Source organism: Dyadobacter sp., assembly GCF_039919315.1.
In the GTDB taxonomy this organism is placed as follows: Bacteria; Bacteroidota; Bacteroidia; order Cytophagales; family Spirosomataceae; genus Dyadobacter.
In genome coordinates this window covers 25,428-47,045 of record NZ_JBDSFX010000058.1, presented here as the reverse complement: position 1 = coordinate 47,045, position 21,618 = coordinate 25,428, and the positions used below count along the sequence as shown (strand labels likewise).

At 47.2% G+C, this 21,618-nt stretch carries 12 protein-coding genes and 2 pseudogenes; 10 read left to right on the top strand and 4 right to left on the bottom strand.

The window, feature by feature from the left end; all coding sequences use genetic code 11:
* Positions 1–25: 25 nt before the first annotated feature.
* Complete coding sequence (locus tag ABIO93_RS17115; protein ID WP_348069797.1) at positions 26–1,690, top strand: RagB/SusD family nutrient uptake outer membrane protein; 1,665 nt, start codon at positions 26–28, stop codon at positions 1,688–1,690.
* Between the two features lie 154 nt (positions 1,691–1,844).
* On the opposite strand, the pseudogene ABIO93_RS17110 reads toward ABIO93_RS17115, so the two are convergent.
* The 4 genes and pseudogenes from ABIO93_RS17110 to ABIO93_RS17095 form a co-directional block, all read right to left on the bottom strand.
* Positions 1,845–2,053 (bottom strand): annotated as a pseudogene (locus ABIO93_RS17110) (Txe/YoeB family addiction module toxin).
* A gap of 142 nt (positions 2,054–2,195) precedes the next feature.
* A pseudogene (locus ABIO93_RS17105) lies at positions 2,196–2,446 on the bottom strand (Txe/YoeB family addiction module toxin).
* Positions 2,446–2,652 carry a hypothetical protein gene (locus tag ABIO93_RS17100; protein ID WP_348069796.1) on the bottom strand — a complete coding sequence of 69 codons (207 nt, stop codon included), beginning with the start codon at positions 2,650–2,652 and terminating at the stop codon, positions 2,446–2,448. The pseudogene ABIO93_RS17105 and the gene ABIO93_RS17100 overlap by 1 nt, the downstream one beginning before the upstream one ends.
* Positions 2,653–2,719: 67 nt before the next feature.
* Positions 2,720–3,892: a substrate-binding domain-containing protein gene (locus ABIO93_RS17095; RefSeq protein WP_348069794.1), complete on the bottom strand. Its 1,173-nt coding sequence runs from the start codon at positions 3,890–3,892 to the stop codon at positions 2,720–2,722.
* A gap of 350 nt (positions 3,893–4,242) precedes the next feature.
* On the opposite strand from ABIO93_RS17095, the gene ABIO93_RS17090 reads away from it, so the two are divergent.
* From ABIO93_RS17090 to ABIO93_RS17050, 9 genes are all read left to right on the top strand, one after another.
* Positions 4,243–7,269 (top strand): TonB-dependent receptor, encoded by a 3,027-nt coding sequence (locus tag ABIO93_RS17090; protein WP_348069793.1) that lies wholly within the window; start codon positions 4,243–4,245, stop codon positions 7,267–7,269.
* 33 nt (positions 7,270–7,302) lie between these two features.
* Positions 7,303–8,796: a RagB/SusD family nutrient uptake outer membrane protein gene (locus ABIO93_RS17085; protein ID WP_348069791.1), complete on the top strand. Its 1,494-nt coding sequence runs from the start codon at positions 7,303–7,305 to the stop codon at positions 8,794–8,796.
* A 135-nt stretch (positions 8,797–8,931) separates the two neighbouring features.
* Entirely contained in the window at positions 8,932–9,843 is a 912-nt protein-coding gene (locus tag ABIO93_RS17080) for a hypothetical protein (RefSeq protein ID WP_348069790.1), read from the top strand.
* Positions 9,844–10,280: 437 nt separating this feature from the next.
* Positions 10,281–12,077: an FAD-dependent oxidoreductase gene (locus ABIO93_RS17075; protein ID WP_348069878.1), complete on the top strand. Its 1,797-nt coding sequence runs from the start codon at positions 10,281–10,283 to the stop codon at positions 12,075–12,077.
* A gap of 24 nt (positions 12,078–12,101) precedes the next feature.
* A complete protein-coding gene (locus tag ABIO93_RS17070) occupies positions 12,102–13,112 on the top strand; it encodes an FAD:protein FMN transferase (RefSeq protein WP_348069788.1) in 1,011 nt (336 codons plus the stop codon).
* Entirely contained in the window at positions 13,113–15,683 is a 2,571-nt protein-coding gene (locus tag ABIO93_RS17065) for a glycerophosphoryl diester phosphodiesterase (RefSeq protein WP_348069786.1), read from the top strand.
* Between the two features lie 38 nt (positions 15,684–15,721).
* A complete protein-coding gene (locus tag ABIO93_RS17060; RefSeq protein WP_348069785.1) occupies positions 15,722–17,698 on the top strand; it encodes a sialate O-acetylesterase in 1,977 nt (658 codons plus the stop codon).
* 61 nt (positions 17,699–17,759) lie between these two features.
* Entirely contained in the window at positions 17,760–19,451 is a 1,692-nt protein-coding gene (locus ABIO93_RS17055) for a sodium:solute symporter family protein (protein ID WP_348069783.1), read from the top strand.
* Between the two features lie 89 nt (positions 19,452–19,540).
* The gene (locus ABIO93_RS17050) at positions 19,541–21,568 is read left to right on the top strand and encodes a glycoside hydrolase family 2 TIM barrel-domain containing protein (protein WP_348069781.1); all 2,028 of its coding nucleotides are present in this window, start codon (positions 19,541–19,543) and stop codon (positions 21,566–21,568) included.
* Positions 21,569–21,618 lie beyond the last annotated feature (50 nt).

Sequence of the window (21,618 nt, the reverse complement as noted above, 5' to 3'; positions counted from 1 at the left end):
ATCTGAGAATTATAAGTTTATAGATATGAAAAAGAGAGTATTGGTATTAACAGCATTGGTTTGCGCGGGGATGATGACGTCATGCGGCGACAGCTTCCTGGAAACCACACCGCTCGGCGTGGGAAATGAGCAATCACTTTCGAATAAAAATGGCGTCAATGCAGTTTTGATCGGCGCATACAGTTTGCTGGATGGCGTTGGTTCCGGCCCCGTCAATACATCGTCTGTCAGCAACTGGATCTACGGTTCCATCGCTTCGGACGATGCCTACAAAGGCAGCGACGTAGGTGATCAGGCGCAGATCACGACCATTGAACGCTACATTCCGCAGGCTGATATTGGTGCTTATAACGACAAATGGGTGGCGGTGTACGACGGTGTTTCCCGGTCCAACAACACCATTAAACTGATCGGGCTTGCTACCGACATGACCGAAGCCGAGAAAGCGCAGGCATTGGGCGAAGCCCGCTTTTTGAGAGCGTGGTACCATTTTGAAGCCAAAAAGCTTTGGAATATGGTCCCTTACGTGGATGAAACCGTAACGGATTACATCAACTTGCCAAACGATAAGGACATCTGGCCAAACATCGAGGCAGATTTTCAGTTTGCAATCGACAACCTGGCGGCCACCAAAGCGCAGGTAGGCCGCGCGAGCAAATGGACGGCCAAGGCAGCTTTGGCCAAAGTACATATGTATCAGGCTGATTACACTGCGGCGAAACCACTTTTGGATGACATTATTAAAAATGGCCCTTTTGCATTGGTAGCCAGCTTTCACGACAATTTCAGGATCTTGACTGAGAACAACAGCGAATCGATCTTTGAAGTACAAATGTCGGTAGGTGATGGTGGTAGTGGCCAAAACGGAAGCTGGGGTGATAATTACAACTTTCCTTACGGCTCGGCTCCCGGTGGCTGCTGCGGATTTTACCAGCCTACTCAAAACCTGGTCAATGCATTTAAAACGGATGCCGCAGGTTTGCCGTTACTGGATACATTCAATGATGTAGATGTAAAAAATGACGAAGGTCTTGCCTCAACAGATGCATTTGCTCCTTATGAAGGAACATTGGATCCAAGATTGGACTGGACAGTTGGCCGCAGAGGTTTGCCATTCCTGAACTGGGGCACACATCCAGGTAAGAACTGGATCAGAGACCAGAGCTTCGGTGGGCCTTATACGTTCAAGAAGTTTTTTGCTTACAGTGGTGAAAACGCAGGTGCTGAATCGCCTCGTGCCAATGCCAACAACTACCGCGCGATCCGTCTTGCCGATATTCTTCTCATGCGTGCAGAAGTTGCCGTAGAAGAAAGTGACTTGGCTACCGCGCTCAGCATTGTCAATCAGATCCGGAATCGTGCTGCTAATGTGGTGGTAATGGGTGCGGATGGCAAGCCTGCTGCCAACTATCTAGTGAAACCTTATACTGCTTTTGCAACACAGGAATATGCAAGAAAAGCGGTTCGTTTCGAACGTCGCGTGGAACTCGCCATGGAAGGTCACCGTCATTTTGACCTTGTTCGCTGGGGCGTTGCTGACGTTGTTTTGAATGCCTATTTGACCAAAGAAAGCAAAAAGAGAACCTATCTGACCGGGGCTAGCTTCGTGAAAGGTAAAAGCGAGTATTTCCCGATTCCGCAGGCGCAAATTGACATTATGGGATCAAATGTATTGAAGCAAAATCAGTAGCATTCAATCCTAAGCTCCTATTTAATTATATTCCGTAGTTAATAAAGTGCGATTTCTCTGGATTCGCACTTTTTTATGCCACGAATGCACTAATAGGCACGAATGCATTAGTGTGCATTCGCGGCCGCCGCTGCGGTGTATTCGTGGCATAAAATCATTTATAGTAATGATTCTTACACCGCATAATAAACAATATATTTCCCTCAACACGATAAACCAATCTGTGCTCATCTGTAATTCTTCTGGACCAGCATCCAGACAAATTAGCGCGCAACATTTCCGGCTTTCCTTTTCCTTCGAAGGGAGTTTTCAGGCATTCCTTGACCAGCTCGATAATTCGTTTAACGATGTTTTGTCTACCATTTGCCATTCAACATATTGTTCCCAGGCATCAGGGTACCACGAACGCGTCAATGCTCAATAAGATCTCGCTGAATAAAGACGCTTCTGTTATTTTCGAAGTCGTCCATGGCTTGGAGAAGGCGCTCCCTGTCAATAGGGCTGCTCAATAATGATTTCGGCATTGAGCGATAATTATCGCGTCGTTTTCAACTTTGTAAACAAGACGATGCTCATCAGTTATTCGTCGCGACCAATACCCAGCATAGTTTGAGCGCAGTAACTCGGGCTTTCCCTTTCCTTCAAAGGGGTCCGAAGACATTCTTTAATTAGCTCATTGATTTTCTTTACGACACTTCTGTCGATACCCTGCCACTCCAAATACTCCTTCCAAGCATTGGCTTGCCAAACGAGCATCAAAGCTCAATCAAATCATGATAAACAAGATTTCTTCCGTTTTCAATGTCGTCCATGGCTTGCAGAAGCCTTTCCCGGTTGACGGAATTACTCATCAAATAATCCGTAGTATTCATCTCGACAGATTTCCCTTTCTGAGTTTTCCGGCTCAAAAAGTTAAGAATGATCCGCTTTTCTCTCTCTGTCGCCAAAGCTAATCGTAGCATAATGAATATTTTATATGTTAGTATGTGTCATGAATTGAGTACTGTATTTCAAATGATAAGAAAAATTTCAAAAAGCACCACTCCGCCGCGACGACCCGCGCACGATCAGTTCCGTATTCAAAATTTTCCTTTCGTGCAGGTTCAGATCCTCCGAATCAACGAGTTGCAGGATCCATTCTGCTGTGGTCCGACCGATTTCCAGGGTGGGCTGCCGGACTGTGGTGAGCCCGGGACCAATGTAGGCGGACTCGGGATTGTCGCTGAATCCCACTACCCCCAGTTCGTCAGGAATACTGATACCCTTTTCCTTTGCAATGAGCATAATTTCAATGGCAGAGGAATCATTGACAGCAAAAACCGCGTCCGGGCGATCGGCGAGATCCAACAGGTATTGACCGTAGATTCTCGCCTTTTGCTGCGTCAGCATTCCCTGAATGATCATGTGGTCGTCAATGCTTTTCCCATGCTTCTCCATGGCTGCCCTGTATCCCCTCAGTCGTTCCTGGCTCACCTGCAGTGTAAGCGGTCCCCCAAGGTGGGCGATTCGTTCGTATCCGTTCAATATCAAATGCTCCACAGCCAAAAACGACGCTTCAAAGTCGTTCACTACTACCTTCGGGACATCAATTTCTTCGCATACCCGATTAAACATGATCAGGGGTATTCCCCTTTTTTCAAAAACACTGAGGTGGTCAAAATTATTGGTTTCCTGCGTCAGCGAGATCAGCAGGCCGTCGATCCGGTTCGCGAGCATTGCTTTCGTATTCGAGATCTCCACCTGGTACGATTCATTACTCTGCATGATCGTAAGGTTATAGCCCGCCTTGGTCAGAATGTCGTGGGCACCGATAATGACATTGGGGAAAAACGGGTTATGAAATTCCGGAACGATCATTCCAATTGTGTTCGTTTTGCTTTTTACCAGATTGTAGGCAAGCTGGTTGGGCTGGTAGTCTAGTTGCGTTGCTTTATCCAGTACCGCCTGGCGCGTGTCCGGGCTGATGTCCGCGTGGCCGTGCAATGCGCGCGAAACCGTGGAATTGGAAACCCCAAGTGATTTGGCAATGTCGATGATGGTGGTTTGGTGCCGCTTTTTCCGAACCAATGATTGGGATGAGTCATCTTTTTCGGAACAGGTAAAATAGTAATTGCAAGGTTTGCAGAGGTACCGTTGCTTTCCTCTTACGTAACCTGCCTTCATTATCCCATCCACTTCTCCACATTTCACACACTTGATCATTTCAATTGTATTATTTATATAAACAGACAACAAAACTCCCTTTTAGGCATAGTCAGCAATCAGTTTACAAAAATATAAAATTCTCATATTAAAAATACATAAAACCATATATCGGTAACGTCTCCGCAAACGTTACCGATATTTTTTGTTATAATTCTTGAATTATTAGGCTTTAAATAGTCTTGATTCCGGCTCATCGAGCCATTATCTTCAAGTAAATGTGTCATTTTGAAGCGCAGAAACCACATTGGAATTGCACTGCTGAAAAAATTTATCAGTTATCAAATGCTCTAAAAATTGTATTATTCCATTTAACCCGATAGTTGATCAAACCCTAATTTTTTATCTATATGAAGAAAAAAATACATTATTTATTCTTGCTTCTGGGAATGTGCCTCGGAACAACGTCGTATGTTTTTGCCCAGGGTCAAACCGTGACCGGAAAGGTCATCGATGAAAAAGGCGAAGGAATCCCGGGAGCAAGTGTCACTGTAAAAGGAACACAGGTAGGAACGCTTACGACCGCAGAAGGCACCTACTCGCTGGAAGCACCAGGAAGCGGCACATTGGTATTTTCTTTTGTTGGCTATTTGAAAGAAGAAGTAGCGATCAGCAACCGCACAGCTGTAAATATATCCCTCAAAACCGACACCAAAGCACTTGAAGAGGTGGTGGTAGTAGGTTACGGAACGCAGCGCAAGGTGGAAACCACGGGTTCCATCGCGTCCGTAAAAGCATCAGACCTTGTTCAAACCCCGGTTGCAAATATCGCGCAAGGCTTACAGGCACGTGTCGCAGGGGTGCAGATCAACCAAAACTCGGGCGCACCGGGTGGAAACATCAGCGTCCGGATCAGGGGAACAAACTCGATCAACGGATCTTCCGAACCTTTATATGTGATCGACGGAATTCAGATTTCCAATGGCGGCGGCATCACCGATGTGAGCCCACTTTCGACCATTAACCCTAATGACATTGAATCCGTTGAAGTCCTCAAAGACGCTTCTGCTTCTGCAATCTACGGAGCAAGAGCCGCCAATGGTGTAGTACTGATCACGACCAAAAGAGGTAAAAACGGTGTGACGCGCGTCACATTCGATAGCTACTATGGCACTCAAAAAGTTAATAAAACATTGGATGTACTGAATGCATCCGAGTTTGCACAACTGGAAAATGAGGTTTTCAAAAACACCTACTACCCCGACCCTGCGTCACTTGGCGAGGGTGTAAACTGGCAGAGCTATATTTTCCGCAAAGCACCGATCCAAAATCACCAGCTTTCCATTAATGGTGGAAACGAAAAGACGCAGCTAGCCATGTCTCTCAACTATTTTGACCAGGAGGGAACATTCATCGGTTCGGGTTTCAAACGCTACTCTTACCGCCTCAACCTGGATCACCGTCTTAGTAAATCCATAAAAATAGGTACCAGTATTTTGGGAAGTTATTCGGTCAATGATGGCATTCAGACCGGTGGAGAGAACATTGGTGACGGTGGAGCAGTTCTTTCGTCGGTACTCGGTGCAGCGATCGGTGCACCTCCGACATTGAAACCATATCGCGAAGACGGCTCTATCTTTCCATTTGGCGAACAGGCCGGAGGTCAGTACCGGGAAGTGGTAAACCCGCTCAATTTTGCGGCTGCTTTGAATAAAAGGGACATTAAGAGAACGCTGGCCAACCTTTACGGTGAAGTCAATCTGACACAAGGCCTTACGTACCGCGCTTCCTTTAACATCGATCAGCGGGGCGAATTATACGATGGCTACTCACCGAGGTCAATTATCAATAAAAGCGACCTGAATGATAACTCAGGCTCGGCTTCCAAAGCCAATGCTAACTACCTGGCCCTGCTACACGAAAGTATCCTGACTTACAGTACCAGTCTTGGTAAAAACCACACATTCAAAGCCACAGCGGTATTTGGTACGCAGTTGGAGCAGGCCAATTCTAACGCAATGAATGCATCCGGCTTCCCGAATGATGCTACGCAAAACGAGGCAATGCAGCTGGCATTAACCCGTACCGTGAGCAGCGGCAGAAGCAGCCAGCGTCTGGATTCTTACATGGCGCGTGTCAATTATGGTTTCAAAGACAAATTCTTCCTGGATCTGACAGCCCGAGCCGATGGTTCCAGCAAGTTCGGTGCGAATCACAAATACGGTATCTTCCCTGCCGTTTCCGCAGCCTATCGCTTGGTAGAGGAGCCGTTTATGAAAGACCTATCCTGGCTGTCCGACCTGAAATTGCGGGGTAGCTTTGGGATTACGGGTAATGCGGGAGGGATCAACCCCTACCAGTCACTTTCCACCGCAGCAGCTACCGGCAGCGACTACATGCTCAACCACACTTACACGACGGGTATTAATCCGACCGGTATCGCCAACCCTGATCTTCGCTGGGAGCGCTCGGTACAAAGCAATATTGGACTGGATATCAGCTTGCTGAATAACCGGGTAAGCATCATCGCAGATGTTTATCGTAAAAAAACTGATGATCTGTTATATGTCAAAACACTTCCATTGAGTGCTGGTTATGGCTCAATCACAGGTAATTATGCCTCATTGGAAAATAAAGGTCTCGAACTTGCGGTGAATGCCCGTATCCTGAACGGTGCCCTCAAATGGGATGTATCTGCCAATGCAACCATTAACCGGAATAAGGTACTGGACTTGGATGGAGGCGTAACCAATGAGCGCTTCGTGACGACCTACACGGTGTTGAAAGTAGGCCAGCCGCTGGGAATGTTTAAAACTTACGTTTTCGACGGTGTTAACCAGACTGGCGATGCTATTCTTCCGGGTTATGACGGCCGTTTGGGTGGACATAAAATCAAGGACGTAACCGGCGACGGCCTGATCTCGGCAGCTGACCAGATGATCGTAGGTAATCCAAATCCAAAATTCATCTACGGTTTTTCTACCAATCTGGCTTTCAAAGGCTTTGACCTGGGCATCTTTATCTCCGGATCGCAGGGCAATGACATTTACAATGCAAGCAGGTTATCCTTCGAAAATCCGCTTGGTCAGCGCAATTTGCTGAAAGGTGTGGTAAACCGCTGGTCTCCTACCAACCCGAGCAACCAGTATGTAAGCGGCGCGCAGGGCGGAAGGTTACCAATCTCAAACTATGTGGTGGAAGACGGTTCTTACATGCGCTGCAAAAACCTGACACTCGGCTATACCTTGCCCAAAATCAAACGGGTACAGGGGATAAGACTGTATGTGAGTGCGAATAACCTGTTCACGATCACCGATTACAGCGGGTATGATCCTGAGGTAAACACCTATGCCGGTTCCAACACGGTTATTGGCGTCGACAACTTCGTGTACCCGCAATCGAGATCATTCCTTGGCGGAATTCAGGTAACATTCTAAAACCCTCAACGCTGACTTCTTAGCATTCAAAATATGAAAAAGACATTCAAAATAACCGCAAGCTTATGTACCCTGGCAGCGTCCATGATGTTGCCATCCTGCGAGTTGAACGAGACCATTTACTCGTCCATTTACACGGAAAATTTCTATAAAACTGCCTCCGATGCTGAAAAAGGGCTCGTAGCAGTTTACGGAGCACTGGGAAGCCTGAGTGGTGGCCCGGCGCTTACCCTCATCGCCGATTTCAGCGACGACCAGACTTACCCACGCGGCGTGGTGGGGAGAAACACATTGACATTGTTTACCTATGATGTCAACTACACTACCCAGAAAAGCAACAGCCGGGTGAATGAGTCGCCCCAGCAGATCTGGCAGGCTTGTTACATCGGAATTGAAAAGGCCAATTGGGTCATTGCCAAGGTTCCTGATGCTACGATGGACGAAAACCGCAAGAAGCAGATTCTCGGCGAAGCGTACTTTTTGCGCGCTTTTTACCACTGGTTTTTGACTAAAAATTTCGGCGATATTCCGGTAAAGATCACGCCTAGCTATACCGAAGAAGAAGCATTGACAGCCAAAAGCCCAAGGGCAGATGTTTACAAGCAGATATACAGCGACCTGGACCAGGCTTCGGCAGCAGGGCTTTCGTCGTATCCGGCAGTAGAAAAAGGTCGTCCGTCCAAAGAAGTCGTGAGCGCATTGTACGCCAAGGCAGCATTATACAATGAAGACTGGGCGAAAGCTTTGGAAAAAGCAAAAGAAGTGATTAACTCCAACAAGTACTCATTAATGGCTGATGTACAGGATGTTTACAAATACGACAAAGAAGACGCGGCGCGGATTGAAAATATGTGGGCATATGAGGTTGATCCTGTATCTCCCGGACTGGGCCACCAGTTGGTAGGTCTTTGCGGACCTTCGGGAAGCGCTGCTCCTGCTTACGCACGGACTTCGTTTGGCTCCATGTTTGCCTACCAGGCGTTTTTCAACTCTTTCGATCCGACCGATAAGCGCAGGACATTGCTGGATACCAATTACATTGACAAAACAGGGAAAACGGTTCCTCAAAAAAGCATTACGCCCATTACTACTCAGGGCGTTTTGATCAAAAAATACCAGGACCCGGTTTCTACCATTGGCCTGATCCCGAACATTCCTATTTTGAGATTACCTGATGTGTACCTGATTGCTGCTGAGGCAGAAGCACGTATCAATGGAGCTACAACCGTCGCTTATGAGTATGTGAATGCGGTGCGTAAACGCGCTGGCCTTGCCAACTTAAAAACCGGCCTGACAAAAGACGCCTTCATCGACGCAGTCTTGCAAGAGCGCGCGTGGGAATTTTTTGCAGAAGGCGACCGCTGGTATGACCTTACGCGCACCGGCAAGTTCCTAACTGTGATCCCGAAAGCGGTGAACAGTGTATATCCGGTTCGCAATGTTACTGCCAAGAACAAATACTTCCCGATCCCGCAGGATGAGATCAATGCCAATGCCAAACTGGAACAGAACCCGGATTGGAAGTAATGGTGAATTTTGAATGAATGAATTTCAGGCAAAACCCCGTCCGGGCTTGCTGTTTCCAGAAAAACGATATCAATTTATCCGCCGAGCCCCAGCGGGGCTCCCTGTTTATAAATGGTCAAAACGCTTCTTTTATTGATGATGCTTACACTTTTCAATGCTCCAACTTGGGGAATTGAAAGGATCCGTGAATTCACGATTGTCGAGAACGATACGCTGACCTACACATTGAAACTCGCGCTGGATGAAAACGGGAAGCCGCAGTATTTTTTCAGAAACATCTTCACACCGGTTTGCTACACCAATGAATGCAAACCGGTGCATATTAATTTCTACTGGGACCTGCTCGGCAATTATGTACGCTACGATCTACCTAAAAATAAGGTGCTGACCAAAGTTGATCATGACGAATTTAAAGAGGAAGACTACCAGAAGTTGCAGGACATTCTGGCCCAGCCCAACTCAATTTTCGCCGATCTTAAAATGGAGGACCTGATCGTAAAAGGTACCGAAAGCCTTACTGATTCGGTAGATGCCAAAGCAGGTGCGACATTGAAAACCATTAAAAATCAGGTGATCGACGGGGCAGTGTACACCTGCTACACATTATGGCACATTGCTTACGGCAAAGCGGTTCCGGAAATACAAAAAATTATAGAAGGCTATGCCAACGAAAACCTGTTACACCAGTTTCTGACCAGTACCAATCACAATTATCAATACTGGGCAATGGCCAAAGTGACGGATAAAAATGGTGTAGTTCAAAAACCCTTCGAAAACGACATTAAAAAGGTTATTGGCGGGAAAAATATTTTTACTGCCAGGTATGCGCTGCAACATACCGACAGCCAGTTTTTCACCGGTGAACAAAAGCAAAAATGGCTTTGGGAAATATTCCAAACCTCATCCTACGCCTTACAAATTGCAATTTTGAAGAAACTGACTACTATTCCCTTAACCCCATCATTAAAAAACAACCTAACCACGGCCAGCTCCTCATCCAACGAGGAACAGGCCAAACTAATCAACGCCATACTCGCCAAACAATGAAAAAAACATCCTTTCATATCGGATCATCATCCCCGACCGCGATCCCCAACGCCAACGCCAACGCCAACCCAGGGCTTAAGCCCTGGGCTAGGGCCGACATCGGCATCGGCGCATGCATGCATACACCATCCGGACGGCGTACCACATCATCATCCATACAGACCAACCCCGACGCCAACCCAGGGCTTAAGCCCTGGGCTAGGGCCGACATCCGCATGCACGCATGCACGCATGCACCATCCGGGCGTACCACATCATCATCCATACCGACCAACCCCAACCCCAACCCCAACCCAGGGCTTAAGCCCTGGGCTAGCGCCGACATCGACATCCACATGCACGCATGCACGCATACACCATCCGGGCGGCGTATCACATCATCATCCATACCGCCCATGGCCAACGCCAACCCAGGGCTTAAGCCCTGGGCTAGGGCGATGGCCATGGCCACCGCGCTCCTGATCCTACTATCGGTCCACGCCTCAGCCCAAAACCACGTCTTCGTGGAAACCGAATCCTTTGAAAACAAAGGTGGCTGGGTAATCGACCAGCAATCGTTTGTAGTGATGGGCTCGTCGTACCTCATGGCGCACGGAATGGGCAGGCCAGTGAAAGATGCGACTACCACTGTGAAATTTCCTAAAAAAGGAAAATACCACATGTGGGTACGCACGAAAGACTGGGCGCCATTCCCAAAAGGGCCGGGCAAATTCGAGATTAAACTGGACGGCAGGGCTGTCAGTCAGGTCTTCGGTTCCAGTGGATCCGATGAATGGAAATGGTACGACGGCGGCGAGACGGAGGTCAAAAGTGATCAGTTGAGTCTGACATTAAAAGACCTGACTGGTTTCAATGGTCGCTGCGATGCGATCCTTTTTACGGACGATTTGAAATTCACACCTCCAAATAAGCTGGAAGAACTCACCACATTCCGCAAAAAACTACTGAACCTTACCGAGAAACCTGCCGACGCTGGCGACTTTGATATGGTAGTAGTGGGCGGCGGTATCGCAGGAACCTGCGCAGCGATTTCAGCTTCACGCATGGGACTGAAAGTGGCTTTGATACAGGATAGGCCTGTTTTAGGAGGAAATAACAGCTCGGAGATCAGGGTACATTTAATGGGTGATGTAGATAAAAACCATTATCCTAAACTAGGAAGGATCGTAAGAGAAATGGACAATGGCGACCCGGGAAATGGTAACCCTGATGCCAAAGAATACGGCGACGCAAGGAAAATTGCGATCGTAAAAGCGGAGAAAAACATTTCCCTTTTCCTGAATACCCACGTTTATAAAGTGGAGAAAGAAAACGATATCATTACCGCGGTCGTAGGCCGGGATATTGCTACTAATAAAGAATTACGGTTCGCCGGATCGTTCTTTTCGGATTGTACCGGCGACGGAACGATCGGTTACCTGGCTGGTGCTGAGTTCAGAATGGGCCGTGAGAGCAAAGCTGAAACCGGTGAATCACTAGCAGCCGAAAAAGCCGATGATTTTACATTAGGTACCTCTAATTTGTGGGCTTCTCTGGACAGAGACACCGTTTCCTCTTTTCCCGAAACACCCTGGGCCATGCAGTTTTCCGACGAGTACCACATTGATGAGCCCAAAGCTGACTGGCAGTGGGAAACGGGTTTTGGAAACTTCAACACCATCACCGACGCCGAAAAGATCCGCGACCATAACCTGCGGGCCATTTACGGAAACTGGTCTTACCTCAAAAAGAACAAGCCGGCGAAATATGCCAAAAAGGAACTGGCCTGGGTCGCTTATATTGGCGGAAAACGCGAGTCGAGACGTATTATCGGTGACCATATTCTGAACCAGATGGACATTCAGGAAGGTAAATTATACCCGGACGGCTCGGTGACTGCAACCTGGACCATTGATCTCCATTTCCCCGACGCGAAAAACAGTCAGTACTTTGAGGGACAAGAGTTTTTTGCGGGTACCAAACACATTAAGGTTGCACCCTACACAATTCCCTATCGCTGCTTATATTCGAAAAATATTCAAAATCTGTTTGTTGCAGGACGGAATATCAGCACCACCCATGTGACTTTCGGAAGCACCCGTGTTATGCGCACTTGTGGCATGATGGGCGAGGTTGTTGGTTTTGCAGCATATCTGTCAACCAAATACAAAACGACTCCGCGTGGGGTTTACCAGGATCACCTGCCCGAATTAATGGGCATTTTGAAAGGTGAAACTTTGGCCCCGCAGCCGTAGTGACTTTTGTTTAAACCAATGATAATGAATCGATTTTCGGCAGTAGTTTATTTCGTAATGTCCTGGACGCTGCCTGATTTTTCCAGGGCAGCAACTTTGGAAACTCCAATGGTTTCCATCAGCGGAGAGGCGCAAGGTACCACTTACCATATCAAGTACTTTGACGAGCAAAACCGCAATTTCAAAGTTGAGATCGATTCCATCCTCAAAGAATTTGACAAATCGCTATCCAATTATCGGACCGACTCCGAGATCGTCGAGTTTAACAAATCCAGCTCATTGACATTCCGGCTACCCTATTTTTATCCGGTTTTGAAAAAATCAGAAGAAATATTCAAGGAAACAAACGGCGCTTTCGACCCGACCATTATGCCGCTGGTGGAAGCGTATGGATTTGGACCGAAAAAGAAGATCGATCCTGAGAATGCCAATGTAGATTCGCTATTGCAATTGATTGGTTTTCAAAATATTCAGTTTGACAAGAACTCAGTAAGCAAAAAAAAACCTCATATCCGGCTGGATTTCAACGGCATTGCCCAAGGTTACTCGGTTGACATTATTAGCCATTTTCTTGAAAACAAAAATATAACCCGGTTTATGGTCGAGATCGGTGGCGAGGTCGTTTGCAAAGGGAAAAAGAACGACAGGCAGTACTGGGTTGCAGGAATAGAAAACCCACTGGTTCCGGGCACATTGCATTCATCCATTGTCCTCGCCGACCGCGCGATGACAACCGCTGGTAACTACCGAAATCATTTCAAGAAAAACGGGCAGGTTTTCAATCATATTATCAATCCCAAAACCGGTTCAATGGAGCAAAGTTCGGTGCTGAGTGTGACGGTAATTGCCAAAGATGCGATCACGGCGGACGGCTATGATACCGCGTTTTTTGTGATGGGTTTAAACGGCATCAAAAGCTTTTTGGCCAAGAGAAAAGATATTGATGTATACGTGCTATACACAAACAACCAAGGCAAAATGGAGGCTTTTGTGACCGACGGAATCAAGAATTTTATTAAAGAAATATCCAATTAAATGAGACTTTTCCTAACCCTTTTCCTGACTGTTATTTTGCTGAGCAGCGTATTTGCCCAGCAAAAATTTTCTAATGCACTTTCCAATGACCACATTCAGATTCATTGGCAAGAAGAAAAAGGCAGTTGGCGGATTTATAAAATTTTGGTAAAAAAAGATGGAAAATGGGTAGAAGGACTGAAACCGTCGGGCGAGTACACCTTACTTTATTCCGAAACCAAACCGTCCGCCGAGCCCAAAGAAACATTTGAAAAAATCACAGGCGGCAAGTTTCCGGAAGACAACTACCATTATCAGGAGGTGCAATGGAAAGAGAGCACGACGGAGGTCTCATTGAATACCGCAGGCGAGGCACTTCATTTTCTGCCTCATTCATTGCTGATCAAAAAAGATGAGCTGGAATTCAAAAAAGAGACAGAAGTAGCTACGGTGGTTGCCAGCTGGAAACTCGATCCGAATTTCCCGGGTGATGTGCTGGTAACCATGACATTGACACCCAAAAAGAAAGGCTACTTTTCACTGGCCTCGCCTACATTAGCCTCTGTTCCTACTGAACAAATGGCTTGGACATCGGTACCTGGCTATTTTCAGAGCAACTTTTTACAGAAAAACTTCGCACTCTCCTACGCATACGGACACGGCGCACCCGCTCGCCCAGTCATTTACCGTGAACGTTGTGCGACCACGCTGAGCCCGCTGGTGAGTACTAAAAACGGTATCACATTGTCTGTCATACCTGAGCCGGGGCTGGCGAGGGATCCCTGGGCAAAAGAAAAACTCACGCAAACAGACTGGTTTTTGGGCTTATCGCACATGAACCGTAAAGCGCAGCTTTCCCCTACCCTTTACTTCCCGGTTTTAGGAGAGCCAAAGTCAGAGCGCAATGTGGGCGAAACGATCAGCTACTCATTCAGGTACAGCCTCATTGCCGGCGACTGGTTCCAGGCTGTGAAGCATGCTGCCAATGATATTTACAAATTCCACGAAACGCTGGCACTCCGGCAAAGCAAGCAATCGCTGACCGACCGTATTGAAAAAATGCATCATTACCTTACTGATCCTGCGACCTCACTTTGGAACATTGAAGAATTTGAGGAAAAAAAGATCGGCGCGCAATCCTATCTTGGCGGGGTCGTCGGTTCCAATAAGGACGCGATGAAAAACGCGGATTACGGCGCGATGTGGATGCTGGCCAATGCTACTAATGATCCTGAACTGAGAGAAAAAGTGTTGCCTCCAGCCCTGAATTTCAAGCTGGTGCAGCAGGATACTGCAAAAGGATTTTTCGATGGCGCAATAGAAGGTCAATACTATTTGGCCAAAAGCAAAAAATTCGTCGAAGAATGGGGTGAAGTGGTGGAGCCTATCGCGCTGACTTACTACGTGTTACTGGACATGGGTAATATGCTCCTGTTTGCGCCGGATAATGCTGAACTCAAAAACAGGCTGCGGTTAGGCGCCGATAAATTGCTAAACTGGCAGCGCACAGATGGCAGTTGGGCGGTAGCTTACGATCGCAAAACAGAGCAGGAAATCTTCAAGGACATTAAGGATGTAAGGCCTACTTTTTACGGAATGATTGTCGCCTACCGCCTTTTAAAAGATGAAAAATACCTGAAAGCTGCTCAAAAAGGTGCGGACTGGTTTATCAAAAATGCAGTGGAAACCGGCGCGTTTCTGGGTGTTTGCGGCGATGCACGTTATGCCCCGGACTTCGCAACTGGCCAATCGGCGCAGGCTTTGCTGGATCTGTATGATTTTACCAAAAACAAAAAATACCAGCAGGCCGCCATTACCTGCGCGAAATTCTACACCACGTCCATTTATACGCATCCCATTGCGAACCAAAACCCTAAAACAGTAAATGGCACCAACCGTGAAGATTGGGAAATCAGTCAGAGTGGTTTGAGCTTTGAGCACGGAGGGATTTTTGGCTCTGCGACGCGTCTTGGCCCTATTCAGCTGGCTAGCCACGCAGGCATGTTCATACGGATGCATCAACTCACAGGAGAACAAATATTCGCCGATATGGCACGCTCAGCGGCAATTGGCCGGCATGCATTTGTGGACAGCAAAACGAGCGTCGCATCGTACTATTGGGCTGCGATGAACAAGGGCGCCGGACCTTATCCCCATCACGCGTGGTGGCAAATCGGCTGGATTACCGATTATTTGCTTTCGGAAGTGGCGTTGCGGTCAGGTGGAAAAGTTGAGTTCCCGAGAGGTTTTGTTACCCCAAAAGTAGGCCCGCACCAAACCTATGGCTTCGAGGCCGGGAAAGTGTATGGCGAAAAGGCAAACCTGGTCATCCGTGAAGGATTTGTAGCAGCTATTCAACCAACAGTAGACTGTATTTTGGCTGAGAATAACTCTAAAAATGAAGCTTACGTTATCCTGCTAAACAACCGTTCCCAACCTTCCGATGGCAAGCTAACATTCAATGCAGAAAAATGGGCTGCCGGCAAAAAGATCAAAAATATTGTCAAAACTGCTTCGGGTGAAGCTGTCAATGCTCCTTCCTATCAGCTGCCGGGATTTGGAATGGAAGTGTATACTGTGCGGTTTGAATAGGTTTTTAGTAAAAAAATAGAGCGTAATTTTTCAAAAAAATGATTCGCATTAGAATAGGCATATTCATTCTGTTCAGTGTTTTTACCAGCCAAATTGCTTTGGCAGGCGGAATAAAAATGCCCTGGTTTTTTGGTGATAATATGGTTTTGCAACGTCAAAAACCCATTCAATTGTGGGGCACAGCGACGCCAAAATCTTCATTTATCATTGACTTTAATGGTGAAAAGAAAAAGGTAAAAACCGAAGCAAGCGGTAATTGGGAAGTGACTTTTCCTGCCCGGGAAGCAGGCGGACCGTATGCTATCAATGTCGTTTCCGACAGTTCATTTTCTTTCCAAAACGTAATGATCGGGGATGTCTGGCTATGCTCCGGGCAATCGAATATGGAGTGGCCGGTGAGCAAAGTTTTTAATGCTTCCTACGAACTCAAAAATGCCGACCTGCCGCAAATCCGGTCGTTTACCGTCGCGAGAGAGATCAGCACAAATCCGCAAAGCAATACTACCAAAGCACTCTGGCAAACCTGTACGCCTGACAATGCAGCTTCGTTTTCGGCGGTTGCTTACTTTTTTGCAAGAGAAATTTACAAAACACAACACATTCCCATCGGTATCATCCACACTTCCTGGGGAGGCACCTTCATTGAGCCGTGGATCGGGCTGCAAAACATGAGCGAGCATGCTGATTTTAAAAAACTGGCAGACCAATTCAATGCTAAATACAAGGGTAACAACTCACTTGAACTGAGCCAGCAGGCCTATGCGACAGATTCACAAAAGTGGATGGAAAATTTGCAGAAAAGCGACAGTGGCTTTGTTGAAAAATGGTATTCACCAGCATATCAGCCCAAAAACTGGAAAAAGCTGATCGCTCCCGACTATTGGGAAAATCATGGTCTCCCCGATTTTGACGGGGTTGTTTGGTTGCGCAAAGAAGTGAATGTGCCTGCGTCAATGGCAGGTAAACCGCTGCTTTTGAATGTGGAGACGTTGAAGGATTACGACATTACTTACTTCAACGGAACCGAAATTGCGCGTGGAACATGGCAGCCGGGCCGAAGGATTTATACCATTCCAAAAGAATCGGTTAAGGAAGGTAAAAACCTTATTTCTATCAGACTTGAAAACTTGTCGGGCTTGGGAGGTTTTACAAGTCGGGACGCTACCCAATTATGGCTAAAAGAATTGGCAGAATCTGAAAATCCATTGATCATTCCATTATCCGGCGAGTGGCTTTTTAAAAGCAGCTTGCCACTTAGTTCATACCCTGCCAAACCAGTTGATCCGTCTGAAAATCGTAAAAATCTGTCGGTCATTTACAATGCAATGATCGCCCCATTTGCGGATTTGGGGCTTAAAGGATTTCTGTGGTACCAAGGTGAGGCGAATGCTTCCGACGCTGCCAAATACAAAAAGTTACTTCCACTGCTGATTTCCGATTGGCGAAAACAATTCAATCAGGGTGAGCTACCCTTTATCATTGCGCAGCTGGCAAGCTTTGGAGCGCTGACTTCAAATCCCGTCGAATCAAACTGGGCCGAATTACGCGAGGCGCAAATGGCGACATTGGCCGTTCCGCAAATCGGACTGGCAGTTACCATTGATTTAGGAAATCCATACGACGTACATCCGATTTATAAACAGCAGGTGGGCGAACGAATGGCAGCCGAGGCCCGACGCATTTGTTACGGCGAAAACGGTCTGCAAACCTCTCCATTGTACGAATCCATGCAAATTGAAGGCAACAAAATCCGTTTGAAATTCAAGTATGCGAGTAATGGGTTGAAGCCAAAAGAAGGCGCTTTGAAAGGATTTGCGATCGCCGGAGAAGACAACAAATTTGTTTGGGCAAAAACAAAAATTGAAGGAGGCGAGGTGATCGTTTGGCAGGATGGTATCGATAATCCAAAAAGCGTGCGTTACGCCTGGGCAGGCAGTCCGGTGGAAAGCAATGGGGCCAATCTTTACAACCAGGCAGGCTACCCCGCCTCCCCTTTCAGAACCGATAAGCCTTAAAAACCAGTCGTTCGAAAACTGGATGTATGAATTCACTAATAGTTCATTACTAAACCCAAATATGAATACCACCATTGATACCGTTGTCATTCTCGTCTTTTCCGCATTCGTGATGGGCATTGGGATGTTATTTGCGAGAACCGGAAGGAATTTAAAGTCATTCTTTGCGGGAGGAGAAGCCGTGCCCTGGTTCATCGGCGGATTGTCACTTTTCATGAGCTTTTTCTCGGCCGGTACATTCGTTGCATGGGGCTCCATTGCCTACAAACACGGCTGGGTAGCGATCACGATTCAATGGACGATGTGCATAGGAGCACTGATAACAGCACTTTATCTGGCTCCGCGATGGAAGCGGACCGGCGCACTGACAGCCGCCGAATTCATCCGTGAACGTTTGGGGTTGCCGGTTCAAAAGACCTACATTTTCATTTTTACACTGGTTTCTATTTTTATCAAAGGCTCTGTGCTGTATCCGGTTGCGAGGCTTGTCAGCGCTTCACTGGATCTGCCGCTGGTGCCTTGCACCATTGGCTTGGGACTGTTTATGATTGCCTACACGGCTGTCGGTGGGTTGTGGGCGGTGATGGTGACCGACATTTTGCAGTTTGTGGTTTTATCGGCGGCGGTATTCATTTTACTGCCACTTTCATTCGAAAGAGTCGGTGGCTGGGAGGGGTTCACGCAACGCGTACCTGATGACTTTTTCAACCTTTTGAATGGGGAATATACCATTGGTTTCGTCGCCGCATTTGTCATTTATCACATTTGCTACATTGGTGGTAACTGGACAATGGTGCAGCGCTATACCAGTGTGGATAGTGAAAAATCCGCCAAAAAAGTGGCTTTTCTCTTCGCCGGACTATACCTCATCAGCCCGGTGATCTGGATGTTTCCTCCAATGATTTATAAAGCCATTAATCCTTCACTAACGGGCCTGGATACGGAGAATGCGTATTTGATGATCTGCAAACTGGTACTGCCTCCGGGTCTGCTCGGGCTCATGCTCACCGGCATGTATTTTTCCACGTCCGCCAGTGCCAATACTGCTCTGAATGTGGTCTCAGCAGTGTTTACCAATGATATTTATAAAGGAATGGTGAACCCGACGGCTACTGACAAGCAGCTGATACGGGTGGCGCGAGGCTCCTCCTGGGTATTCGGATTGGGCATGATTGGAATTGCATTAATTGTACCGGCTGCGGGTGGGATCGTGGAGGTAGTACTCAGCATTTCAGCTATTTCAGGCGGGCCATTACTCGCTCCACCGATCTGGGCTTTGTTTTCAAAACGGCTGACCAGCACAGTGACGTTATGGGTTACGGGCGTTGGTCTCACTGTCAATTTATTCTTTAAAATACTGGCTCCGCTGCTGCTGGATTTCAAGCTGTCTCGGGGAATAGAAACTATTGTTGGTGTGGGATTACCACTGCTGCTTTTACTGGCGTATGAACTCTGGGCCCGCTCGAAAGATCTCACTGCCAATGAGTATCGTGAATACCTGGTATCCAAAGAACAAAAAAGGATCAATGCATTGGAAGTGAATGCGGAGGAGACATTGGAGATCAAACGTCAGAACCGGTTTGGTTTGCAGGTAATTGCCGGCGCGTTGCTTTTCACGGCGGTGATGCTGTTTATTCTGAGTGTTTTGACGACATCGGGTGCAGTGATTACGGCTGGTGTGGCGACGGTGGTTTTATTTTCCGCATTGATTCCGTTTTTGGCGTCTCGGAAGGTGGAGGTGATTGGGGAATAAAACCAGGTAAACAGCATTGGCAGCTAAAAATGCCGTAGGCATGAAACATTTTCAGGATGCAAAAAATATTATCCCATAAAACCCTTATAATGAAACATTTACACAATACCATATTAACAATCATTCTATTATTATCAGGCCTGACCACCTTCGCCCAATTCAAAATCCGCGAACCCAATGCGATCCCTCTCCACGGCGAATGGCTGTTTGCCCTTGACCCGGCGGAAACGGGTGTTACCGGCAAATGGTACACCAACAAAACCGCCGAAAGCGGGCGGATGGATAAGGTGGTGGTGCCACATTGCTTCTCGTCGGATCCGCGGTATGCTGGTTACACGGGCACAGTCTGGTATTTGAAGCAGTTTCCCCTGAAACCAGTATCTGGCAAAAGGGTTATCCTGCATTTTGATGCTGCCTATTACAAAACACATATTTGGCTAAACGGCCAAAAAGTCGGCGAACACGAGGGCGGCTATACTCCATTCGGTTTCGACGTGACGGACTTTTTGAAAGATGGCGATAACCTCCTGGCCGTTTCGGTGAACAATAATACGTGGAAGGCCGGCACGATTCCCGGTGCAAAAGACAATGGTCAGATTAATGACCCTTTTATGGGCTGGCTTAATTACGGCGGGTTGATCAGGCCGGTATACTTTACGATTGAGCCGGAAGTTTATGCCGAAAACATCAAAATAGACGCATTGCCTGATCTCACGAAAGGTACCGCTACCATTAAAACAAAACTCAGAATCCGTAACGCTTCCAAATCCAACGCAGCTCCGAAAATTGGATATCATGTAATTTTCAATGGTAAATCAATTCCGCTGACCTGGAAAACGAAGTCACAAAACATTACAGCGGGCCAAACATTCAATGCAGAGGCAGAAGCAACCTTTACCGCAGCGCAGGTAAAGCTTTGGGACCTGGATAACCCTCAATTATATCAACTCAAAGCCTTCGTCGGAGAAGATTCCATTGCTGCCAATTTCGGGATCAGAAAGGTGGAAGTGAAAAATGCCCAACTGCTTTTGAATGGCAAAGCCATGAAACTCGGTGGCGGCAATCGCGTGGTAGATTATCCCGGACTGGGTTCTGTGGAGCCTGACTGGCTGGTCGAGAAGGATTTCAAGTTGATGAAAGAGGCAGGTATGGAGTTTCAGCGACTCACCCACTACACGCCTTCCGAGTATTTTTACGACCTGGCTGACCGCCATGGCATGCTGATCATTACAGAAGCTGGTAACTGGCAACTCACTCCTAATCAAATGGATAATGATTCGATGCGCAAGAAATTCCGTTCCCAGTTTGTCGAAATGGCTGAAAGGGATTGGAATCACCCGAGTGTGATCGCTTATAGTGTGGGCAACGAGTACTCGTCGGATCTGCCTGCTGGCCAGCGCTGGACGAAAGATATGATTGCATTTGCAAAGGAAATTGATCCGACGAGGCTATACACATTCGCTTCGATGCGACTGAATGCGATGCAAAAGAAGCCGGAAGACGAGGCGAGCCAGTATGTGGATTTCGTATCAACCAATACGTACGGAAACCATGCAAAAGTGTTTGATCACATTCATAGTCTTTATCCGGACAAACCCATACTTGTAAGTGAATGGGGAACCCGCGCGGATACCAAAGATGAGGCATTTCAGGCACAGCATATTAGCGACATGATCGCCGAAGTACGAAAACGGCCATATATAGCAGGCACTTCCTGGTGGACATACAATGACTACCAAAGTCGCTATCATAACACGAATGCCAACGGATATCGTCCCTGGGGAATTGTTGGACCAGACCGCTCCTACCGTCCGGCTTATGCAGTTCACCAGAAAGAATTATCGCCGGTAACCGTTGAAAAAGTGAGTTTCACAAAAGGAGATCAAGGGGAACATCAGCTGGTACTGCGTATTACTTCCCGTGCCGATTTTCCTTCCCGCACGATCAAGGGATATGTCCTTCAAACTGAAAAGACCAGCATCAATCTTCCTGAAATGAATCCGGGAGAGAGCAAGGAAATCACAATTCCGGTTCGAGGTTTTGAAAAAACGGAACATATAACAATCTCTAAACCCACAGGATTTATCACCAACGAGGTCGACATTGACCTGAAATAAAATAAAACAGATTTAAAATTCACTCCGGCACGCCGGACACTGAAATGGCG

Excerpts from the sequence above, each read along its gene's own strand:
- ABIO93_RS17115 (WP_348069797.1), top strand. The coding sequence starts at position 26 with ATGAAAAAGAGAGTATTGGTATTAACAGCATTGGTTTGCGCGGGGATG.
- ABIO93_RS17100 (WP_348069796.1), bottom strand. The coding sequence starts at position 2,652 with ATGCTACGATTAGCTTTGGCGACAGAGAGAGAAAAGCGGATCATTCTT.
- ABIO93_RS17095 (WP_348069794.1), bottom strand. The coding sequence starts at position 3,892 with ATGATCAAGTGTGTGAAATGTGGAGAAGTGGATGGGATAATGAAGGCA.
- ABIO93_RS17090 (WP_348069793.1), top strand. The coding sequence starts at position 4,243 with ATGAAGAAAAAAATACATTATTTATTCTTGCTTCTGGGAATGTGCCTC.
- ABIO93_RS17085 (WP_348069791.1), top strand. The coding sequence starts at position 7,303 with ATGAAAAAGACATTCAAAATAACCGCAAGCTTATGTACCCTGGCAGCG.
- ABIO93_RS17080 (WP_348069790.1), top strand. The coding sequence starts at position 8,932 with ATGATGCTTACACTTTTCAATGCTCCAACTTGGGGAATTGAAAGGATC.
- ABIO93_RS17075 (WP_348069878.1), top strand. The coding sequence starts at position 10,281 with ATGGCCATGGCCACCGCGCTCCTGATCCTACTATCGGTCCACGCCTCA.
- ABIO93_RS17070 (WP_348069788.1), top strand. The coding sequence starts at position 12,102 with ATGAATCGATTTTCGGCAGTAGTTTATTTCGTAATGTCCTGGACGCTG.
- ABIO93_RS17065 (WP_348069786.1), top strand. The coding sequence starts at position 13,113 with ATGAGACTTTTCCTAACCCTTTTCCTGACTGTTATTTTGCTGAGCAGC.
- ABIO93_RS17060 (WP_348069785.1), top strand. The coding sequence starts at position 15,722 with ATGATTCGCATTAGAATAGGCATATTCATTCTGTTCAGTGTTTTTACC.
- ABIO93_RS17055 (WP_348069783.1), top strand. The coding sequence starts at position 17,760 with ATGAATACCACCATTGATACCGTTGTCATTCTCGTCTTTTCCGCATTC.
- ABIO93_RS17050 (WP_348069781.1), top strand. The coding sequence starts at position 19,541 with ATGAAACATTTACACAATACCATATTAACAATCATTCTATTATTATCA.